This is a genomic window from Polaromonas aquatica (assembly GCF_042659145.1).
In the GTDB taxonomy this organism is placed as follows: domain Bacteria; phylum Pseudomonadota; class Gammaproteobacteria; order Burkholderiales; family Burkholderiaceae_C; genus Polaromonas; species Polaromonas aquatica.
In genome coordinates, this window is sequence record NZ_JBHSRS010000083.1 from 167274 (window position 1) to 186093 (window position 18820).

The 18820-nt window shown below is 59.8% G+C and carries 17 protein-coding genes; 9 read left to right on the top strand and 8 right to left on the bottom strand.

Annotation, left to right across the window (positions count from 1 at the left end; translation table 11 throughout):
• Positions 1–10: 10 nt before the first annotated feature.
• From ACFQND_RS19970 to ACFQND_RS19985, 4 genes are all read right to left on the bottom strand, one after another.
• Entirely contained in the window at positions 11–1210 is a 1200-nt protein-coding gene (locus ACFQND_RS19970) for a CaiB/BaiF CoA transferase family protein (protein WP_371438138.1), read from the bottom strand.
• Positions 1211–1231: 21 nt separating this feature from the next.
• Entirely contained in the window at positions 1232–2248 is a 1017-nt protein-coding gene (locus ACFQND_RS19975) for an NADPH:quinone oxidoreductase family protein (RefSeq protein WP_371438139.1), read from the bottom strand.
• A 42-nt stretch (positions 2249–2290) separates the two neighbouring features.
• Positions 2291–3283: a tripartite tricarboxylate transporter substrate binding protein gene (locus ACFQND_RS19980; RefSeq protein ID WP_371438140.1), complete on the bottom strand. Its 993-nt coding sequence runs from the start codon at positions 3281–3283 to the stop codon at positions 2291–2293.
• 114 nt (positions 3284–3397) lie between these two features.
• Positions 3398–4948, bottom strand: coding sequence for an AMP-binding protein (locus ACFQND_RS19985; RefSeq protein ID WP_371438141.1), 1551 nt, complete (start codon positions 4946–4948; stop codon positions 3398–3400).
• Between the two features lie 212 nt (positions 4949–5160).
• Here ACFQND_RS19985 and ACFQND_RS19990 point away from each other — a divergent pair, with 212 nt between their 5' ends.
• From ACFQND_RS19990 to ACFQND_RS20010, 5 genes are all read left to right on the top strand, one after another.
• A complete protein-coding gene (locus ACFQND_RS19990; RefSeq protein ID WP_371438142.1) occupies positions 5161–6480 on the top strand; it encodes an acetyl-CoA hydrolase/transferase family protein in 1320 nt (439 codons plus the stop codon).
• A 109-nt stretch (positions 6481–6589) separates the two neighbouring features.
• Entirely contained in the window at positions 6590–7504 is a 915-nt protein-coding gene (locus ACFQND_RS19995; RefSeq protein ID WP_371438143.1) for an SDR family NAD(P)-dependent oxidoreductase, read from the top strand.
• A gap of 118 nt (positions 7505–7622) precedes the next feature.
• Positions 7623–8144 carry a MarR family winged helix-turn-helix transcriptional regulator gene (locus tag ACFQND_RS20000; RefSeq protein ID WP_371438144.1) on the top strand — a complete coding sequence of 174 codons (522 nt, stop codon included), beginning with the start codon at positions 7623–7625 and terminating at the stop codon, positions 8142–8144.
• Between the two features lie 185 nt (positions 8145–8329).
• Entirely contained in the window at positions 8330–9496 is a 1167-nt protein-coding gene (locus ACFQND_RS20005) for an acyl-CoA dehydrogenase family protein (protein ID WP_371438145.1), read from the top strand.
• A gap of 46 nt (positions 9497–9542) precedes the next feature.
• Positions 9543–10442 (top strand): SDR family oxidoreductase, encoded by a 900-nt coding sequence (locus tag ACFQND_RS20010; RefSeq protein ID WP_371438146.1) that lies wholly within the window; start codon positions 9543–9545, stop codon positions 10440–10442.
• Between the two features lie 3 nt (positions 10443–10445).
• On the opposite strand, the gene ACFQND_RS20015 is transcribed toward ACFQND_RS20010, so the two are convergent.
• The 4 genes from ACFQND_RS20015 to ACFQND_RS20030 are packed head-to-tail and all read right to left on the bottom strand — an operon-like array spanning position 10446 to position 13799.
• Positions 10446–11234, bottom strand: a complete 789-nt coding sequence (locus ACFQND_RS20015; protein ID WP_371438147.1) for a crotonase/enoyl-CoA hydratase family protein — start codon at positions 11232–11234, stop codon at positions 10446–10448.
• Positions 11231–12160 carry an HpcH/HpaI aldolase/citrate lyase family protein gene (locus ACFQND_RS20020; RefSeq protein WP_371438148.1) on the bottom strand — a complete coding sequence of 310 codons (930 nt, stop codon included), beginning with the start codon at positions 12158–12160 and terminating at the stop codon, positions 11231–11233. The genes ACFQND_RS20015 and ACFQND_RS20020 overlap by 4 nt, the downstream gene beginning before the upstream one ends.
• Positions 12161–12167: 7 nt before the next feature.
• Complete coding sequence (locus tag ACFQND_RS20025; protein ID WP_371438149.1) at positions 12168–13322, bottom strand: acyl-CoA dehydrogenase family protein; 1155 nt, start codon at positions 13320–13322, stop codon at positions 12168–12170.
• A 12-nt stretch (positions 13323–13334) separates the two neighbouring features.
• On the bottom strand, positions 13335–13799 hold the full coding sequence (locus ACFQND_RS20030) for a MaoC family dehydratase (protein WP_371438150.1): 465 nt from the start codon (positions 13797–13799) through the stop codon (positions 13335–13337).
• Between the two features lie 184 nt (positions 13800–13983).
• On the opposite strand from ACFQND_RS20030, the gene ACFQND_RS20035 reads away from it, so the two are divergent.
• From ACFQND_RS20035 to ACFQND_RS20050, 4 genes are all read left to right on the top strand, one after another.
• Positions 13984–15435, top strand: coding sequence for a hydroxymethylglutaryl-CoA synthase family protein (locus ACFQND_RS20035; protein WP_371438151.1), 1452 nt, complete (start codon positions 13984–13986; stop codon positions 15433–15435).
• A gap of 150 nt (positions 15436–15585) precedes the next feature.
• On the top strand, positions 15586–16788 hold the full coding sequence (locus ACFQND_RS20040) for an acetyl-CoA acetyltransferase (RefSeq protein WP_371438152.1): 1203 nt from the start codon (positions 15586–15588) through the stop codon (positions 16786–16788).
• Between the two features lie 23 nt (positions 16789–16811).
• Positions 16812–17837: an NADP-dependent oxidoreductase gene (locus tag ACFQND_RS20045; RefSeq protein WP_371438153.1), complete on the top strand. Its 1026-nt coding sequence runs from the start codon at positions 16812–16814 to the stop codon at positions 17835–17837.
• 59 nt (positions 17838–17896) lie between these two features.
• A complete protein-coding gene (locus ACFQND_RS20050) occupies positions 17897–18748 on the top strand; it encodes a MaoC family dehydratase (RefSeq protein WP_371438154.1) in 852 nt (283 codons plus the stop codon).
• Positions 18749–18820 lie beyond the last annotated feature (72 nt).

The window sequence follows — 18820 nt, forward strand, 5'->3', positions numbered from 1 at the left end:
CGGATGAACCTTATTTTCCGGCGTGCTCCGATACGCGTACCACCCGGCTTGCGACAAGCTCCCCGACTTCCCGTGCGGTGAAACCAAAGCCGGCAAGCACCTTGGCCGTATGCTCGCCGATACGCGGCGCAGACTCTGCAGCAGCGCTTCGCGGACAGCCGGGATGCCGGGCGCGAGGCAATGCAGCCAACCCCGCATTGCGAACCTCACCAAAGATCCCGGCATGGCTGACCTGCGTATTTGCCAGCAGGTCCTGATAGTTACCGACAGCCGCATGCAGGATATCCGCGGCCTTCAGTCCGGGCAACCAGTGTGCGAGGCATTCACCCCGCAACTGCACGGCGACCTGTTCATTGAGAAGCTCCGCATGGGCCAGGCGTGACTGGTTGGAGCCAAAGCGTTCGTCCTGCAGCAGGTGCGTGGCGCCAATCACATTGCAGAGCCGGGTGAACATGCCGTTGTTAAGTGTGGCCAGCGTAATAAAACCGTCGCTGACCCGGAATACTCCGCCGGGCGCAGTGGCCGATCGCGCTGGCGACAGGCCCGAGGAAAAAACCGCATCCAGAATATTGCTGCTCTGTATGGCTGCGCAGGCTTCCAGCAGGCTTAGCTGGATGTGGCGCCCACGCCCGGTAATGGAGCGGCGGTACAAGGCCGCGCAGGCCAGTTGCGAGGCATAAACGGCTGCCGCAATATCGGCAAGGTAAAGCCCCACTTTTTGCGGCACGCCCGTGGCCCCGCGGTTCGCGTGCATCATGCCCGACATGGCCTGCAGGACATTGTCTGTCGCCGGCATGTCCGCAAATGGCCCGTCGGGGCCGAAGCCCGAGATCGAGACATAGACCAGCCGTTCATTCAGGGACGCCAGCGTTTCATAACCGATACCCAGTCTATCCACCACACCCGGGCGGAAGTTCTGGATGACGATGTCAACCTGCTGCGCGACCCTTTGTAAAACGGCGCGTCCGGCATCAACACCCGCATCGACACACAAGCCTGATTTACCCGCGTTATAGGCAAGCACCACCGCAGAAAAACCGTCCCGCTCGATACCCATGTTCCGCGCCCAGTCGCCGCCAGGGGGTTCCACCTTGATGACCTCGGCGCCCTGCTGCTGCAGGATGGCGCCGCAATAAGGCCCGGCAATGCCCTGGCTGAGGTCCAGCACACGCAGGCCGGCCAGAAGAGGTTCGTTGTCCTTGGCTTGCATGACGGCAATCTTGTGTATATGTCAAAGATCAGAGTCGGGCACGATCTGGAGAAGAGCACGCCCGACGGAGCGGCGTTCGATCACCGAATCAAAAGCTTCGGTCAAGCACTCCAGCGGGTATGGCGTGGACGAGATGGGCTCAAGCTCACCGCTTGCGACCTGTGCAAACAGGGTCTGCATCATGTCGCGCAAACGGTCCATGTAATACTCCCGCTCGTCCGTCAGGCCCCACCCTATATACAGGCCGAAGTTAAAACCAATGATCTCTGCATTTTTAACGAGCAGGATGTTGGCCGGGATCTTCGGTACCTCGCCGCTGGCAAAACCCACAACCAGTATCCGCCCCTCCGGCCTGAGGCAGCGCAGGGCCTCATCAAACAAGGTGCCGCCCACGGGATCGAAGACAAGCTCCACGTTCCGCCCGCCATTGTTGGCCCTGACCTGCTGGTTCAGCTGACCTCCGCCATGAACGATTCCGGAATGCGCCCCATAGGCCATGGCGACCTTTACCCGGTCCTCGCTGCCCGCGACTGCAATCACCCTGGCGCCGGCCAGGCGGCCCAGCTGGACGGCAGGCAAGCCCACGCCACCCGCAGCGCCATAAACAAGCATCGTTTCCCCGGCCTTGAGCCGGCCGCGCCAATGCAAGGCCGCATATGCCGTGCCATAGGTCAGGGGAACGCTTGCTGCGGTTGCAAGGCTCACCGCGTCGGGCACATGCCAGGTCGTTGCCACCGTGGCAACCGCCTCCTCCGCATAGCCTCCCCAATCCAGGGCTGCGGCAACCCGGTCGCCTGGTGAAAACTCCGTGACGCCGGGCGCCACCTCCAGGACAACGCCCGAAATCTCCGTGCCAGGCACAAACGGCAGCGGCGGCTTGCGCTGGTACTTGCCTGCGATAACCAGCGTCTGCCCGAAGCCCGCAGTCGCAAAATACACAGCAATGCGGACCTGCCCGGCAGACAGCACGGGCGGTGCAGTCTCATGGATTTTCAGCTCGCTGTAATGCGTCCACTTTTCGCAAACAATGGCTTTCATCTGACATCCCGGGGCATGGCTGGCAACATCATCTGCAAAACCTCAATCGAAGCTGATATGCGGCATGTCACGAATAATGAGCTGCCATTTGGCCATCTCCGTGCGCGTGAGTTCATTGGCCTGCGAAGATGTCGTGCCGCTGGGGTCAATGCCGAAGCTCACCAGCCTTGCGTTGAATTCAGGCACCTTGACGATCTTCGCGACCTCTGCAGACAACTGGTCGACGATGGCCCTGGGTGTTTGCTGGGGTGCAAAAAGCCCCCACCAGGGAGAAAACGGCTCCATCCCCGCAATGCCCTGCTCCGCAAAGGTGGCAATGTCGGGCAGGACCGGCGAGCGTTTTGTACCGGTCACTGCAATCGGCCGGATCTTCCCCGCCTTTGCCAGCGGCGCCGCCGAACCAATGTCTGCCACGGCCGTGAGCAACTGCCCCCCCACCAGGTCCTGCAACTCTGGTGCAACGCCCTTGTAGGGCACATGGACCATCTTGACCCCCGACTGCCGGATCAGGAACTCTCCCAATACATGCGCACTGGAGCCGTTCCCATAGGAACCATAGTTTGCCGACTCAGGCCTTGCCCTGGCCGCGTCAAACAACTGGCGCAGGTTTGTAATCGGCGTTGAGCCATTGACATACAGCACCAGCGGCGTTGTCCCCACGTGCGAGACGGCCGTGAAATCCTTCTGCACGTCATAAGGAACCTTCTTTACCGTAAACGGTACCATCACGATGGGCGTGCTGGTCGTGAACAGCAGGGTATAGCCGTCCGGATCCGCTTTCGCGACGGCATTGGTACCGAGAATGAGGGATGCGCCGGGCCGGTTTTCAACCAGCACCGGCTGGCCCAGGGAATGCGTCAGCCGCTCGGCAATCAGCCTGGCGATCACATCGCTGGGCCCGCCTGCACTTGCAGGAACAATGAAACGTATCGGCTTTGCCGGATAACGCTGGCCCTCCTGCGCCTGGGCGCCAAGGGCAGCCAGTAGCAAAGCCAGCCCGATGCCCCTGAGGACTGTCAGTCGATGTAGACGCATGCGGTTTGTCTCCGTTTTAGGTTTTGATCGCGGGACGCCACTGCTGCGATCACAGTTCATTTTCCCGGTTTATTTACGTATGCATATGATATTTTACAATACATATGAATGCAATCACGGCAAACCCCGGACGGCCTGCGCCGGAAACATACTGCGCAGCATGTCCCGCAGTTCACGGCGCATCAGCTTGCCGGTAGGCGAGCGCGGCATCTGCTCCAGTACCACGTATCGCGCAGGTGCCTTGATGCGGCCCAGCCGCATACTGCAATGGGCGCTGACTGCCGCCTCGACTTCGTGCTGCAGCTGCTTGCCGTCGCCCACCACAAAAGCGATAGGGCGCTCGCCAAACTCATCATCGGCCATCCCCACCACACCGGCATCAATGATGCAGGGAAGTTCCATGATGGCCGATTCGATTTCCTGTGGGTAAATATTCACACCGCCGGAAATAATCATGTCGTCCATGCGGTCTGTCAGGTACATATACCCTTCGCTGTCCACATAGCCGATATCCCCCAGGGTCTGGTAGCCCTGCGGGCTGGTCCTGTTGGCGGTTTTTTCGGCATCCCCGAAATACTGGAACGGCGTGACACCGGAAAAAAAGATGCGCCCGGTTTCGCCCGCCGGCAACTCGGTCCAGTCATCATCCAGCACATGCGGGACACCCTTGCATGTCTTCCCCACGGAGCCCGGATGCTTCAGCCATTCGGGCGAACCGAGCATTGTCAGTCCGACGCCTTCGGTACCGGAGTAATACTCCATGAGGATGGGTCCCCACCAGTCGATGATGGCGCGTTTGACGGGCACCGGGCATGGAGCTGCTGAATGCAATGCCATCACATGGTCGGGTGCACGGAACTTTCGCCTGACCTCCTCGGGCAGGCGCAACACCCGCTGCAGCATAGTGGGCACCCATTGCGAATGCGTAATTCGCTCCACGGCCAGCATCTCCAGCGCCTCCTGCGCATCAAACTTCGGCAAGCCGAGGACTGTGCCTCCCGTCGCCGTAATCGTCAGCGCAAACCGCAATGGCGCCGCGTGGTAAAGCGGCGCCGTCGAAAGGTAGCGTACGCGCTCGTCCAGTGAAAAAAGAGCTATCAAGTCAGCGGCAAAAGTAGGCGCCCCCTGATAGTTTGCAGCCGGCAAGGGCCGCCACACACCCTTGGGCGCCCCGGTCGTTCCCGAGGTGTACAGCATCAACGCACCGGGACATTCGGTGTCGCGCGGGAGCTTGCTCATGGGCGCCATCATGGCCTGCACCGGGCTGCACCCCGGCAGTTCGCCTTCGTGCGAAACCCAGTGAATGGTGCCACCGCACTGCCCCGGAAGCTCTGCCACAGGTGTTTTGACTGCCGGATTGGCAAACACCAGCCGGGCCTGGCTGTTGGTCACGATGTAAGCGGCATCCTGCGCGGACAGGAAACTGGACGCCGGGGTGAAATACAGCCCGCTTCGATAAGCAGCCCAGGCCACAACAAACATGAACGGCGTATTTGGCAGGAAGGCAACGACATGATCACCGCGCACCAGCCCCAGTTTTTCAAACACATGCGCCAGCTGATTCGCCTGGGACTCGAGAACGCTGTAGGTCAACGATTCGGTGCCGATGCGTATAGCCACGCGGTCGGGAAAATGCGACGCCCAGTGGCGCAGGTTATGGGTCATGGTTTGTAAGGATTGAGTTATGGCGGGTTGTAGTTTTGGGCGATGCGATGCGTATTGGCTGGTGCAAACGTAGGGTTTTGTTCCAATCCAGATTTAATTGACAAGATTATTGTATGGCTACATACTATAATTGAATCATCACAAAAAAGAAAACTACACGTGCAGCCTGAATTGTCAAACCGTCCCGGCACCCTTTCCCCAGGGACAGGTCAGTGAGAGCCTTCGAGTCCTCCGGCCTTCCGGACATTCGCCCCGCAACACCAGCCCGGGCAGGCGCCGGGCCACGCCTCGTGAGCTGCGATGCACTGTCCAGCCTGGTTCACCCCGGTGAGCTGGTTTATGTCCCGGGAGCCAGTGGTGCCCCCCTGGCTTTCGTTTCCAGCCTGTTGGCGCATATGGAACACCAAAAGGATCTCAGGCTTTTGACCAGCTACGTGCCCGGCATCAACACGCTGGAGATGGCATCCATGGATGCAAGCGTTTGCGTGACAGGCCTGTTCATGCATCCCGGCCTGCAGGCGGCGCAACGCAACGGCCAGTACCGTTGCCTGCCCCTGAGTTATGCCGGCTTTGTGCGTCACATACTGGACAGGGTTGAACCGGACCTGGCGGTGGTCCAGCTCGCTCCGCCAGACGCAGAAGGCAATTGCTCACTGGGCCCGGCGGTTGAGTTCATGCCCGCGGTACTGCAAAAAGCCCGACGGGTGCTGGGCCTGATCAACCACCAGGCCCCCCGCATCAAGGGGGCGGCAAGCATCCACTATTCACAACTCGACCATGCCTGCGAAGTCGATACGCCGCTACCGACCTACGACTCGGAAAGCAGTCCCATCACGGAAGCCATTGCGCGGCATATTGCACCACTGGTCGCCGATGGCAGCGCCCTGCAGATCGGCCTGGGCAAGGTCCCCATGGCATTGTCCCGCCTGTTGTGCGACCGGCGAATGCTTCGCCTGCACTCCGGCATGCTGTCCGATGGCTTGCTCGACCTGGCGTGTGCCGGTGCGCTGGATCCGGACTTCCCGCATACAACCTGCGCCTTGGTAGGCTCCACGGAACTCTATCGCCAGATGGCAGACTTCGATCAGGTGCGCGTTCTGGGTTGCGAAGTCACCCACAATCCGCGCGTGCTGCTCGGCCTGGACAATTTTGTTTCCGTCAATTCAGCCCTCGAAGTGGATTTGTTTGGCCAATGCAACCTGGAACATGCAGACGGCCGCGCCATCAGCGGTGCTGGCGGCGCACCGGATTTCGCGCGGGCGGCACGCCTTTCGGCTGGCGGCCGGAGCATTGTTGCACTTAACGCGACACACCACGGTGGCAAGGGGACGCGCATCGTTCCCTGCCTGAACGAAAAAGCCATCACCTCGATTTCCCGGGTCGACGTTGATCATGTCGTGACGGAATACGGCGTGGCCAATTTGAGCGATGCGAGCGTCCATGAGCGGGCCCAGGCCATTATCGCCGTCGCCGGGCCTGCTTTCCGCGATGAGCTCGCGCGCGCATGGACCAGGATCGCGGCAAGGCTTTGACCTGCCCCATCCCTCAAAGTAACGGATCACCATATGGTTATGGATTTCAGTTTTTCCCTGCACCCGGTGTACCGGGACTCTCGTTTCAATTCACCTTATGGAGTCGTCAATGCAAGCTTTGCTTGAAGGAAAAGTCATCGTGGTCACCGGGGCCGGCGCAGGCGTTGGCAAAGGCATCGCGATCGAGGCCGCCCGCCAGGGTGCCAAAGTTATCGTCAACGATCTTGGTGTCAGCATCGACGGCAGCGGCGCCAGCAGCGGGCCGGCACAGCAAACCGTTGACGAGATCCGCTCCTTTGGCGGCATCGCCGCAACCAACACCGACAGCGTGGCTGAATGGAAATCCGCCCAGGCCATCATCACCCAGGCCCTCGACCTGTACGGGCGCATCGACGGCGTTGTGAACAATGCGGGCAACCTGCGCGATGTCATCTTCCACAAGATGAATGAGGAAGACTTCGACGCGGTCATCAAGGTCCACCTCAAGGGTAGTTTCAACATGTCCCGCGCGGCAGCACCGCACTTCAAGAGCGAAGCGACCGGAGCATTTGTGCATATGACGTCGACATCCGGCCTCATCGGCAACTTCGGCCAGGCCAACTACTGCTCGGCCAAGATGGGCATCGTCGGCTTGTCCAAGGCCATTGCTCTTGATATGGAGCGTTTTAACGTGCGCTCCAATTGCATCGCACCTTTTGCCTTTACCCGCATGGTCAATACCATCCCCACGGATACCCCTGAAGGCATGGAGCGCATGAAAGTCAACCAGCGCCTTGAAGCCGCAAAAATTGCGCCGTTCACCTGTGCCTTGCTGACGGACGCGGCCAAAGATGTGACTGGCCAGATTTTCGGCGTGCGCAATAACGAAATTTACCTCTTCTCGCAGCCCCGCCCCATACGCACCGCACATTCGGGCACGGGCTGGACGGTACAAAGCTGCCTCGACGTCGCCATCCCGATGATGAAACCGTCCTTCCATACGCTGGACAAGTCCAGGGACGTTTTTTCCTGGGATCCCGTTTAGGGCAGCAAGCCAGGACCGGTAGCAGGCCAATTAAAGGACGCTAGCGTAAAATAAGAACATCCTCCAACTTGTGCGCCGCTCCCCGGCACGCACACAAAAATCACCAGGGAAACGCGACATGCCGACCAAAATTACCAAGCTTCCGAACGCAAAGGCCAAGGCCGCCAAGGCCAAATCGAAGCCGACGGACGCTGAAAACTGGGACAGCCGGCTTGGTTTTTTGATGCACGATGTTTCCCGCCTGCGGCGCAGCGTGTTTGACGAGTTCATGAAACCCATGGCCATGACCCGCTCCCAGTGGTGGATTCTGGCTCACTTGTCACGCCATGACGGCATGATTCAAAGTGATCTTGCCAATGTGCTGGATATCGGCAAGGCCGCACTGGGCGGCCTGATTGACCGGCTTGAGGTGTCGAAATTCATCGAACGACGGTCGGATGACACCGACCGTCGCGTCAAGCGCATCTACCTGACCACCAAGGGTACGCAAATCATCACCGATATGCGCTCACGCAGCCACGACATGAGCGAGCGCATTCTGGAGGGCCTGGACACCGAAGCCCGCAATGCGCTGGTGGATATGCTGAACCTGGTCAAGCGAAACCTCCTGGCCATCAAGGGCGACGCCCCCGCCAACTGATATATCCATCCGGGCACACGGTGCTGGCTACGCCGTCAAAGGCAAACCATGCCGGTCATGGGCCCCGGAGCGGCAACCACCAAAAACATTAAAACGGTGCATTCACCATGCTGGCATTTGCAAATATAGTCCGCATGCATATAATATGCAAATATTAAATATAGGATTTTCCTTGCGGAGCAATCATGAATTTCGACCTTAGCGAAGACCAGACAGCCATCAAAAACGCCATCGGCGAGATTTGCAGCGATTTCGACGATGACTACTGGTTGCGCAAGGACCGCGAGGGCGGCTTTCCTGAAGACTTTTACTCCGCAATCGCCAAGGCCGGCTGGCTCGGCATTGCAATGCCTACAGAATATGGCGGAGCCGGCCTTGGCATAGCAGACGCCTGCGTCATGATGGAAGCCGTCTCCGGTTCAGGTGCCGGTTTGTCGGGTGCGTCGTCCATCCATATGAATGTGTTTGGCCTGCACCCCGTCGTCATGCATGGCAACGAAGAGCAAAAAGCACGCTGGCTGCCCCCTATCATCAAGGGCGAGGCCAAGGCCTGCTTTGGCGTAACCGAACCCAATACCGGGCTCAACACCCTCAAGCTCAAGACCATGGCCATCCGCAAGGGCGATAAATATATCGTGAACGGCCAGAAAATCTGGATATCCACCGCGCAGGTCGCGCACAAAATCCTGCTGTTGGCGCGCACCACGCCGATCGAGGAAGTCACATCACCAACCCATGGCCTCAGTCTTTTTTATACAGACCTGGACCGCACCAGGATCGAGGTGCGCGAGATTGAAAAACTCGGACGCAAATGCGTTGACTCCAACCAGCTGTTCATTGACGGCCTCGAGATACCGGTGGAGGACCGCATTGGAGAGGAAGGCCGCGGCTTCGAATACATCCTGCACGGGCTGAATCCCGAGCGCGTGTTACTTGCTGCCGAGGCCACCGGGCTTGGAAGGGCCGCCCTGAAACGTGCAGCCAGATATGCCGGTGAGCGCATCGTTTTTGACCGGCCTATCGGCAAGAACCAGGGCGTGCAGCACCCTTTGGCCGAGCGCTGGGTTGAACTGGAGGCCGGCACCCTGCTCTACCAGCGCGCGGCCTGGCTCTACGACCAGGGCCGTCCTTGCGGAGCCGAGGCCAACGCGGCGAAATACTTCTGCGCCGAAGCGGGCTTTCGCTCCTGCGAGACTGCGGTGCTGACACACGGCGGCATGGGCTATGCCAAGGAATACCACGTGGAACGTTACTTCCGCGAATCAATGTTGCCGCGCATCGCGCCGGTTTCACCGCAACTGATTCTTTCCTTCATAGCAGAAAAAGTTCTGCAGCTTCCAAAATCCTATTGAACGACCGGAAGCAGAAGTCCCCATTCACTGTCCAAAAGGGTTTGAGATGAAATTATGTGAAGGTCGTATTGCAGTGGTCACCGGTGCCGGCCGCGGCCTGGGCCGGGCGCATGCCCTGATGCTGGCTACCCATGGTGCGAAGGTTGTGGTCAACGACATGGGTGGCTCGGCAGACGGCAGGGGCGATGACCAGACGCCCGCCGAAGAAGTGGTGCAAACCATCAAGGCCATGGGCGGTGAGGCCGTGGTTGACACGTCAGATGTGTCGGACTGGAAGGGCTCAAAGGCCATGATAGACAAGGCTGTCGAAACATTTGGCGGGCTGGACATCCTGGTCAACAACGCCGGCATACTGCGTGACCGCATGATGATCAACATGAGCGAGGAAGATTGGGACGCCGTCATCAAGGTCCACCTGAAAGGCACGTTTGCACCTGCACACCATGCCGGCAACTACTGGCGCCAGCAAAGCAAGGCCGGCAAGCCGGTCGATGCGCGCATCATCAACACCACATCTCACTCGGGCCTGTTCTGCAATATCGGCCAGGCCAACTATGCTGCTGCCAAAGCCGGCATTGCGAGCTTCTCCATCGTCGCTGCGCGTGAGCTGCAGCGCTACGGCGTGACCGTCAATGCCATTGCGCCGCGCGCCACCACCCGCATGACGGAAGGCCTGCGTGAATGGACGCCCGAACAGCTGGAGCGCCGCGACCCCGAGTGGATTGCCGCGCTGGTCACCTGGCTATGCAGCCCTGAGGCCAGCAAGGTCAGCGGAAAAGTGTTCGAAGCCTGGGGCTACGGTTATGCCGTGGCCGAGAGCTGGCAGCACGGCCCCATGACGCAGGCCAGCAAAAACCCGGCAGAACTCGGTGCGTCGATTGAAGAGATCATCCGCTTCTCGCGCAAGAACGCGGGCATTGACCGCGATACCTGGCTGGATGTCTAGGGCCTAGCGCCCCTTCCAGACGGGCGAGCGTTTCTCCGCAAACGCTCGCGGCCCTTCGGCCGCATCTTCGCTGCTGCGGTTACACGCGGCAGCGGCATCGCTGATAGCCCAGGCATCCTCCGAAAGGTACAGGGATGCATCGAGCGAGCGATACACCACACCCTTACTTTCGCGCACCGCCACCGGCGCATTGGCGCAGATACGCCCGGCCAGCGCCATCGCCTTCTGAAGCACCTCATCATGCGGCACAACCAGGTTCACCAGACCCCAATGCAGGGCCTCTGCTGCGCTCATGAGTTCGCCGGTCAGCACGTGATACATCGCTGTTTTCAGCGGCATCTGGCGCGGCAACCTGAGCATGCCGCCACCGGCTGCCACCAGCCCGCGCCTGACTTCCGGCAACCCGAAAGACGCGTTCTCCGAGGCGACGATGAGATCGCATGCCAGCGCTATCTCCATGCCTCCGCCCAGCGCATAACCGTTCACCGCCGCGACCACAGGTTTCTCGATGTAGCGTCGCAGCAGGTCCGCTATGCCGGGCTTTCCGGCTTCGCTGATGCGTGTCATCCCGCCTGCAGCGACAGCCTTGAGGTCTGCACCTGCTGAAAAAGCCTTGTCGCCTGCACCCGTGACCACGGCGACCCAGAGTTCAGGGTCGGCAGAAAAGCGCGCGAGCGCTTCACTCAGGCCTGTGCCGACATCCATATTGATGGCGTTCATGGCTTCAGGGCGGTTGATGGTAATCAGTGCAACCCGCCCCCTTGGCTCATAGAGGACGGCTGGTCCGCTCATGCGGGGAAGCGCTGCGCCAGCTCAAGCACGCGCCTGGCCTGCTTGAGGTGCGGCATGTCCAGCATCTTGCCTTCCAGCCCCACAGTACCCATGCCCGGGTTGGCTTCAAACAGATCGACCACCTTTTTAGACCAGGCCAGCTCTTCGGCGGATGGCGAGAAAGCCGCATTGATGGCCGTAACCTGGTTGGGATGGATGGCAATCTTGCCGGTAAAGCCGCGCCGGCGTGCAGCTGCTGCATCCAGCGCCAGGCCGGCCTCATCGCTGAAGTCGGCCCAGATGGTATCAATCGGCTGCACACCCGCGGCCACTGCGCCTGACAGGCACAGTGCACGGGCCAGTTGGTAAACCGAGTCGTATTCACCGTCAGACCGGCGGTTGGTGCTGGCACCAAGAGCAGCGGCAATATCTTCTGCCCCCCAGGTCAGGCCGGCCAGCCGCGCGCTGCAGCCGTCGTAAGACCCGAGCGTGAACAGCGATCTGGCCGTCTCTGTTGCCACCGGCATGATGCGGATGGAACCTTGCGCCACCCCCTCACGTACTTCAAGTGCATTCAGGTAATACGAGAGTTGCACGATGTCTGCAGAAGAATCAACCTTGGGTAAAACGATGCCGTCAGGTGCGCCCGCAACAACCATCAAGTCGAGCAAGGCAGCAGGCGTCGACAGTGGGTTGATACGTACCCATAGTTGCTGCTTGCCGCGGCCTGCGCCAGCGCTTCGGCTGCGCAGGTAATCAAGCGCCATCCCGCGTGCGATATGGGTGCGTGAGGGCGCCACCGCATCTTCAAGATCAAGAATGAGGGCATCTGCACCAGTGGCATCGCCCTTGGAAAGTTTGCGCTCGCTGTCTGCCGGTATGAACAGCATGGAGCGAAGCGGCGCGTAAGGGTCGGGTGCAAAGCCCCGGCTGGATTGAGTCGTCATGGATGGATTAATCTTTTTTGGGTTTGAACAAACTGCGGCCAATGATCTGTTTCATCACTTCCATTGAGCCGCCGGCAATTTTCACAATACGCGCATCGGCGTAAGCACGTGCAATCGGGTACTCCCACATATAGCCCCAACCGCCAAACAGCTGCAGGCATTCATCCACCGCCTTGCAATGCAGGTTCGACATCCACATCTTGGCCATCGCCGCATCGGTGCCGTCCAGCTTGCGATCCATGAAAAGCCGGAGGCAGTGGTCTACAAACACGCGACCGACAACGGCCTCTGTCTTGATCTCTGCCAGCTTGAACTGGGTGTTCTGAAAGTCGGCCAGCGTCTGCCCGAACATTTTGCGCTCGGCTACATAGTCAATGGTGTACTGCAGCACTGTCTCGACCACGGCAGCAGAGCGAACCGCCTGCGTGAGCCGTTCCTGTGCCAGGTTTTTCATCAGCAACTTGAACCCGCCGTTTTCTTCGCCCAGCAGGTTGCTTGCCGGCACGCGCACGTTTTCAAAAAACAGCTCGGAGGTGTCCTGGGCCTTCATGCCCAGCTTTTCGAGCCGCCTGCCGCGCACAAAACCGGCGCGCGTTGCCTCCACTATAAAAAGAGACACGCCGCCGCCCTTTGCGTCAGGGGCGGTCTTGGTGGCCAGCACAATCACGTCGCAGATTTGGCCATTGGAGATAAACACCTTCTGGCCGCTGATGATGAAGTCGTCGCCATCACGCACCGCACGCGTCTTGATGCCGCGCACATCGCTGCCGGCTTGTGGCTCGGTGATGCCCAGCGCGCCTATGACTTCACCGCGCACCATGGGCGGCAGCCAGCGCTGCTTCTGCTCCTCGGTGCCAAAAGCCAGGATGTAGGGCATGACCATCTCGTTGTGCACGGGAAAGCCCGGCCCGGTAAAACCCGAGCGCGCCAGTTCTTCCACCAGCGCAAAGTTGAAAAGCTCGTCAGCGCCCGATCCACCATATGCCTCAGGAATGGAGCAACCCAGAAGCCCTGCGGCACCCGCCTTGAGCCACAGTTCACGAGGCACGCCACCATCGATCTCCCACCGGGCATGGTGCGGCGCGATCTCGGCCTCGATAAAGCGTCGCGCGGTTTCCCTGAACAGCTCATGCTCTTCGCCGAACAGGTCTCTCGTACTCATCAGCCCCCCGATCTATTTGGTGCCGGCGGCCGGAAGCCGGTGCATCAGTGCTACGCGTTTACAGGTCGCAACGATCTCTTCACGCTGGTTCCATGCGGTGTGCTGAAAAACCACTATGCCATTGGCCGGACGCGACTTGCTTTCACGCTTCTCAAGCACCGCCGTTTCAACATGCAGGGTGTCGCCTGCAAAGACCGGCTTTGGAAAACGCACTTCATCCCAGCCGAGATTGCCTACGGTGGTGCCCAGCGTGGTGTCTCCAACGGAGATTCCAACCATCAGGCCGAGGGTGAAAACGCTGTTCATCAGCGGCTTGCCAAACTCAGTTGTCCTGGCATATTCGGCGTCAATGTGGATGGCCGCCGGGTTGTGGGTCATGGTGCTGAACAGCAGGTTGTCGGTCTCCGTCACGGTACGGCGAATGTCGTGCCGGAAGGTCTGTCCGACCTCAAACTGTTCAAAATAAAGTCCAGCCATGGAAAGTTCTCCCGATTTGATATGATTGCATATTGTATTGCATAATACATTTTTCGGCATTCGGCTGAACACCCGATCAAAGATTGGCCGGATGACAGGGAAAACGTCCCCCACAGACCGCCACCATTCATATAGTATTGATGCATATTAAACCAACGGAAAAAGCAACACGAAAGGCCTCATCGTGACTTCGACAAATGCCTATGGCATTACGGGTTTTGGGGGCTACATCCCCCGGCTCCGGATGGAGCGCAGCGCCATTGCTGCAGCCCACAAATGGATGGCTCCCGCGCTGCGCTCAGCTGCCAAGGGGCGACGCGCTTTCTGCAACTGGGACGAAGACAGCATCACCATGGCTGTGGAGGCGGCGCGCGATGCATTGAACAAAAAGCAACCCGGCGACATTGCCAAAGTTGTGCTGGCATCCACCACCATGCCGTTTGCAGACATGCTCAATGCATCGGTGGTTTGCGGCGCCCTGGATTTACCTGCAGAAGTGCGTGCGCTCGACATCGGCCAAACCCAGCGTGCCGGCACCTCAGCCCTGCTGGCCGCACTGGTGGAGGGGGGGAAACCGGCACTCGTGGTCGCCAGCGACAGGCCGCGCGGCAAGCCAGCCAGCACACAGGAAATCGGCTTTGGCGCCGGAGCAGCAGCCTTCACGCTGGGCAGCAAAAACGTCGTGGCGGATTTCCTCGGGTTCTCCAGCAGTACGGCGTCCTTTGTTGACCATTTCCGCTCAAACGACAACAAGTACGATTACTTCTGGGAAGAGCGCTGGATACGCGATGAAGGCTACCTGAAGATCGCGCCCCCCGTGGCAGTTGCGGCACTTGCAAATGCGGGCGTCCGGGCTGGCGATATTGCCCATTTCATCATGCCCACGCCGTTCAAGGGCGTTTCTTCCGCCCTGTCCAAAAAATTAGGTCTCCCCGCAGGCTGCGAAGCGGACGGACTGGAAGAGCATTGCGGCTACACCGGCGCGGCCCATGCGCTGCTGATGCTCTCGAACGTGTTGCAGGCCTGCAAACCCGGTGAGCTGATTCTGGTGATGGGTTTTGGCCAGGGCTGCGATGCACTGGTGTTTCGCGCCACCGATGCCATTGGCAGCTTCCAGCCCGTGCGCGGGGTTGCCGGTGCCCTCGCAGACGCGCAGTCACAGGACAACTACCTGCGCATGCTGGCATATGACGAGGGCATCGAGCTCGAATGGGGCATGCGTGCCGAGAAAAACACCAAAACCTCGCTGACAGAGCAATACCGGTCCAGCGGGCAGATTGCAGGCTTCGTGGCGGGTAAATGCAGAAAATGCGGCACGGTGCAATTCCCCCAACTGGCGTACTGTGTGGCGCCAAGCTGCCATGCTGGCAGCGAAAACTTCGAACCCATCCCCCTGCGGGATGTGCCCTGCAAGGTACTGACCCATACCGCAGACTGGCTGTCCTACCATCCCGCGCCACCGTTGTATGTGGGTTTCGTGCAGTTTGAAAACGGTGCTCGCCTCCTGATGGAGACCGTTGATGTTAGTGCCCAGGCGCTTGAAAAAGACATGCCCTTGCGTGTGGTCTACCGCATCAAGGAAATCGACAAAACCCGCGGCTACCGCCGGTATTTCTGGAAAACAACGCCGATATGACCCCCCCCCGTTGCGGCCCACTGCGTGTAGCCGCCTCCCACCCTCAAGGGGACGCCGCCTGTGGCCCGGCGAAGCCGGTTCCACGGCAGCACTGGCCACTGCATGTCCTGGCACATGCACCGGCCGTACAAAAGCACTAAGGACACATTCATGGCAACAGGTATCAAAGACAAGGTCGCCATCCTCGGCATGGGCTGTTCGCGTTTCGGCGAGCGCTGGGATGCGGGCACACCCGAGCTTCTGGCGGAAGCATTTGAAGAAGCGCTGGCAGACGCAGGCCTGGAGCGCAGACAGATCAACGCAGCCTGGTACGGCTCGGGTATGGACGCCATCAACGTCGGCAACTCATCCATACCCGTAGCCATGGCGCTGCGGCTTGAAGGCATTCCAGTCAGCCGCGTCGAGAACATGTGCGCCACCGCCACCGAGGCGCTTCGCGGTGCCACGTATGCCGTGGCTTCAGGCGCCGTGGACATTGCCCTGGCAATTGGCGCCGAAAAGCTCAAAGACACCGGTTACGGCGGCTTGCCCACGCCCTTCAAGGGCACACTCAATGACATGTGGATGCCACTGGGCTCCGCCCCGGCAGGCTTTGCACAACTGGCTGCGGGCTACCGGGCCAAACACGGTATATCAAAGGAAGACCTGAAGCGCGCCATCGCGCACGTTTCCTGGAAGAGCCATCAGAACGGTACCTTGAGCCCCAAGGCTCATCTGCAAAAAGCGGTCACGATGGAGCAAATCATCAATGCCCCCATGATTGCCGAGCCGCTGGGCCTTTATGACTGCTGCGGTGTCAGCGACGGTTGCGCAGCGGCCATCGTCACCACACCTGAAATCGCCCGGGCACTGGGAAAAAAGGACCTGGTCACCATCAAGGCACTGCAACTTGCTACCAGCTCCGGCGTGGAGTCGGGCACCGACCAATGGGATGGCAGCTACGTGAACACCACACGCATCGCCGCCAAAAGGGCCTACGAGGAAGCCGGTATCACCAACCCGCGTGAACAACTGGACCTCATGGAAGTACACGACTGCTTTTCCATCACGGAACTGGTCACGATGGAAGACCTTTTTGTATCCGCCGAAGGGCGCGCGACCTTTGACGTGATGGACGGCTTTTTTGACCGTGAAGGCAACGGTGTGCCCTGCCAGGTGGACGGTGGGCTCAAGTGTTTTGGCCATCCCATCGGTGCCTCCGGTTTGCGCATGGCCTATGAGATCTACACCCAGTTGCTGGGGCGAGCGGACAAGCGCCAGTTGAGCAGTCCCAGCATCGGCCTGGCGCACAACCTTGGCGGCGTACCTTACCTTGGAGTTGCGGCCATTTCAATCCTCGGCCTTCACAGCTGACACAACCCATCTTCAATAACAACATGGCCAAGCTACCCCAAACCAACGCGCAGGTCCTGCTGAAATCAAGGCCACAGGGGATTCCGCAGGCGGAACACTTCGAAATTGTCCAGACGCCCATGCCGGTACTGGAGTCTGGGCAATTCCTTGTGCGCAACGAGTTTCTTTCGGTCGAACCCGCCATGCGCGGTTGGGTCAATGCAGCAGCAAATTACTCGGATCCCGTACCCGTCGGCGGCGTCATGCGCAGCTTTGCGGCCGGCGTGGTGGTGGCATCGCGTCACCACGGCTATTCAGAAGGCGATCGCGTGATGGGCATGCTGGGCTGGCAGGCCTATGCCGTGAGCGATGGCAGCACCATACGCCGCAAGGTGCTGGAAGACGACCTGCCGCTGTCGCTCTCCCTCGGCGTGTTGGGCATCAACGGCGTGACAGCCTATTTCGCGCTCACGGAAGTGGGCGAGCCACGCCCCGGCGACACGGTGGTGGTGTCTACCGCAGCCGGCTCGGTGGGTTCGGCCGCAGGGCAAATCGCCAGACTGGCAGGTTGCCGCACCGTCGCCATCACCGGCGGCCCCGAGAAAATGCGGATGTGCCTGGAGGACTTTGGCTATGACGCAGCGGTTGACTACAAGAGTGCCGGTTTTGTCGATGCGCTGGTGCAAGCCTGCCCCAGGGGTGTGGATGTCTACTACGACAACACCTCGGGTGCAATCTCGGACGCGGTTGTTCGCCACATCAACAAAGGCGCACGCATCGTCATCTGCGGCACAGCGTCGGTCTCAAACTGGGAGCCCTGGCCAGCCGGGCCGAGAGTTGAGCGTCACCTCCTCAACAAGGCCGCACGCATGCAGGGCTTCCTGGTGTGGGACTATGAACACCGCTATGAAGAAGCCGTCTCAAAGCTGGCTGGCTGGGTTCGCAATGGCAGCCTGCAGTACCGGGAGGAAATCCTCGAAGGCATGGCCGCCGCGCCTGATGCCATTGCCGGCCTTTACAGGGGGGAAAATTTTGGCAAACGGGTGATCCGCCTGCAGCCGCAGGACTGAAGGCACTTATCCCGCTCCATTCCTTTAAACCGACTATTCCACGCAGCCATGAAGACAACATGAATCTCGAAAAACTGCTTCAACTCAAATTTCCCGAGCTCGAACACACCGCAACACCGCGCGATGCGATGTTGTATGCGCTGGGCATAGGCGTCGGCGACAGGCCCGAAGAAGCCGATGACCTGCAGTTTGTGTACGAAAAGGGACTGAAGATATTCCCCTCGCAGGTCAACGTGATTTGCCATCCGGGTGGCTGGATCATGAACCCCGAGCTGGAAGTCAACTGGGTCAAATTGCTGCATGGCGAGCAGGCGTTTGAAATCCTCAAGCTGCTGGAGCCGGGGAAGACCTATGTCGGCCGCTACAAAATCACCGGCGTACTGGACAAGGGGCCTGGCAAGGGATCCCTGCTCTTCATGCGCAAGGAATTACGCGAAAAAGGCGATGACACCCTGGTCAGTACGGTGGACTCGACCTACTTCCTGCGCGGTGATGGCGGCAGCGGCGGCACACTGGACGTGGCACCAGCGCCACACGCGCTGCCCGAGCGCACGCCCGACACCAGCGTCACCATCAGCATACTGCCGCGCGCAGCGCTCATCTACCGGCTGAGCGGCGACTACAACCCCATTCACGCTGACCCCGCACTCGCACGCAAGGCAGGTTTTGAACGACCAATATTGCACGGCCTGTGCTCACTCGGTGTTGCCACCCGCGCAATTTTGCAGGAATGCTGCGGCAACCAGCCTGAACGCCTGCGCTCCCTGCAGCTCAGGTTCAGCTCGCCTGTTTACCCGGGCGAAACACTGCTCACCGACATCTGGCGTGATGGCCAGACGGTAAGCTTTCGTGCAAGGGTTGCAGAACGGGATGTACTGGTTTTAAACAACGGCCGCGCCGTCATTAACTGAAACTGCCCCTTAACCTGACTCGTCAACCCGGACAAATACATGTCCGGAATCCAGCCACTCAACAGGAGAAAC

Coding starts and splice junctions, on each gene's coding strand:
- ACFQND_RS20020 (WP_371438148.1), bottom strand. CDS start 12,160: ATGACGACTCAATCCAGCCGGGGCTTTGCACCCGACCCTTACGCGCCG.
- ACFQND_RS19980 (WP_371438140.1), bottom strand. CDS start 3,283: ATGCGTCTACATCGACTGACAGTCCTCAGGGGCATCGGGCTGGCTTTG.
- ACFQND_RS19985 (WP_371438141.1), bottom strand. CDS start 4,948: ATGACCCATAACCTGCGCCACTGGGCGTCGCATTTTCCCGACCGCGTG.
- ACFQND_RS20040 (WP_371438152.1), top strand. CDS start 15,586: ATGGCAACAGGTATCAAAGACAAGGTCGCCATCCTCGGCATGGGCTGT.
- ACFQND_RS20010 (WP_371438146.1), top strand. CDS start 9,543: ATGAAATTATGTGAAGGTCGTATTGCAGTGGTCACCGGTGCCGGCCGC.
- ACFQND_RS20030 (WP_371438150.1), bottom strand. CDS start 13,799: ATGGCTGGACTTTATTTTGAACAGTTTGAGGTCGGACAGACCTTCCGG.
- ACFQND_RS19975 (WP_371438139.1), bottom strand. CDS start 2,248: ATGAAAGCCATTGTTTGCGAAAAGTGGACGCATTACAGCGAGCTGAAA.
- ACFQND_RS19970 (WP_371438138.1), bottom strand. CDS start 1,210: ATGCAAGCCAAGGACAACGAACCTCTTCTGGCCGGCCTGCGTGTGCTG.
- ACFQND_RS20045 (WP_371438153.1), top strand. CDS start 16,812: ATGGCCAAGCTACCCCAAACCAACGCGCAGGTCCTGCTGAAATCAAGG.
- ACFQND_RS20005 (WP_371438145.1), top strand. CDS start 8,330: ATGAATTTCGACCTTAGCGAAGACCAGACAGCCATCAAAAACGCCATC.
- ACFQND_RS20050 (WP_371438154.1), top strand. CDS start 17,897: ATGAATCTCGAAAAACTGCTTCAACTCAAATTTCCCGAGCTCGAACAC.
- ACFQND_RS20015 (WP_371438147.1), bottom strand. CDS start 11,234: ATGAGCGGACCAGCCGTCCTCTATGAGCCAAGGGGGCGGGTTGCACTG.
- ACFQND_RS20000 (WP_371438144.1), top strand. CDS start 7,623: ATGCCGACCAAAATTACCAAGCTTCCGAACGCAAAGGCCAAGGCCGCC.
- ACFQND_RS19995 (WP_371438143.1), top strand. CDS start 6,590: ATGCAAGCTTTGCTTGAAGGAAAAGTCATCGTGGTCACCGGGGCCGGC.
- ACFQND_RS20025 (WP_371438149.1), bottom strand. CDS start 13,322: ATGAGTACGAGAGACCTGTTCGGCGAAGAGCATGAGCTGTTCAGGGAA.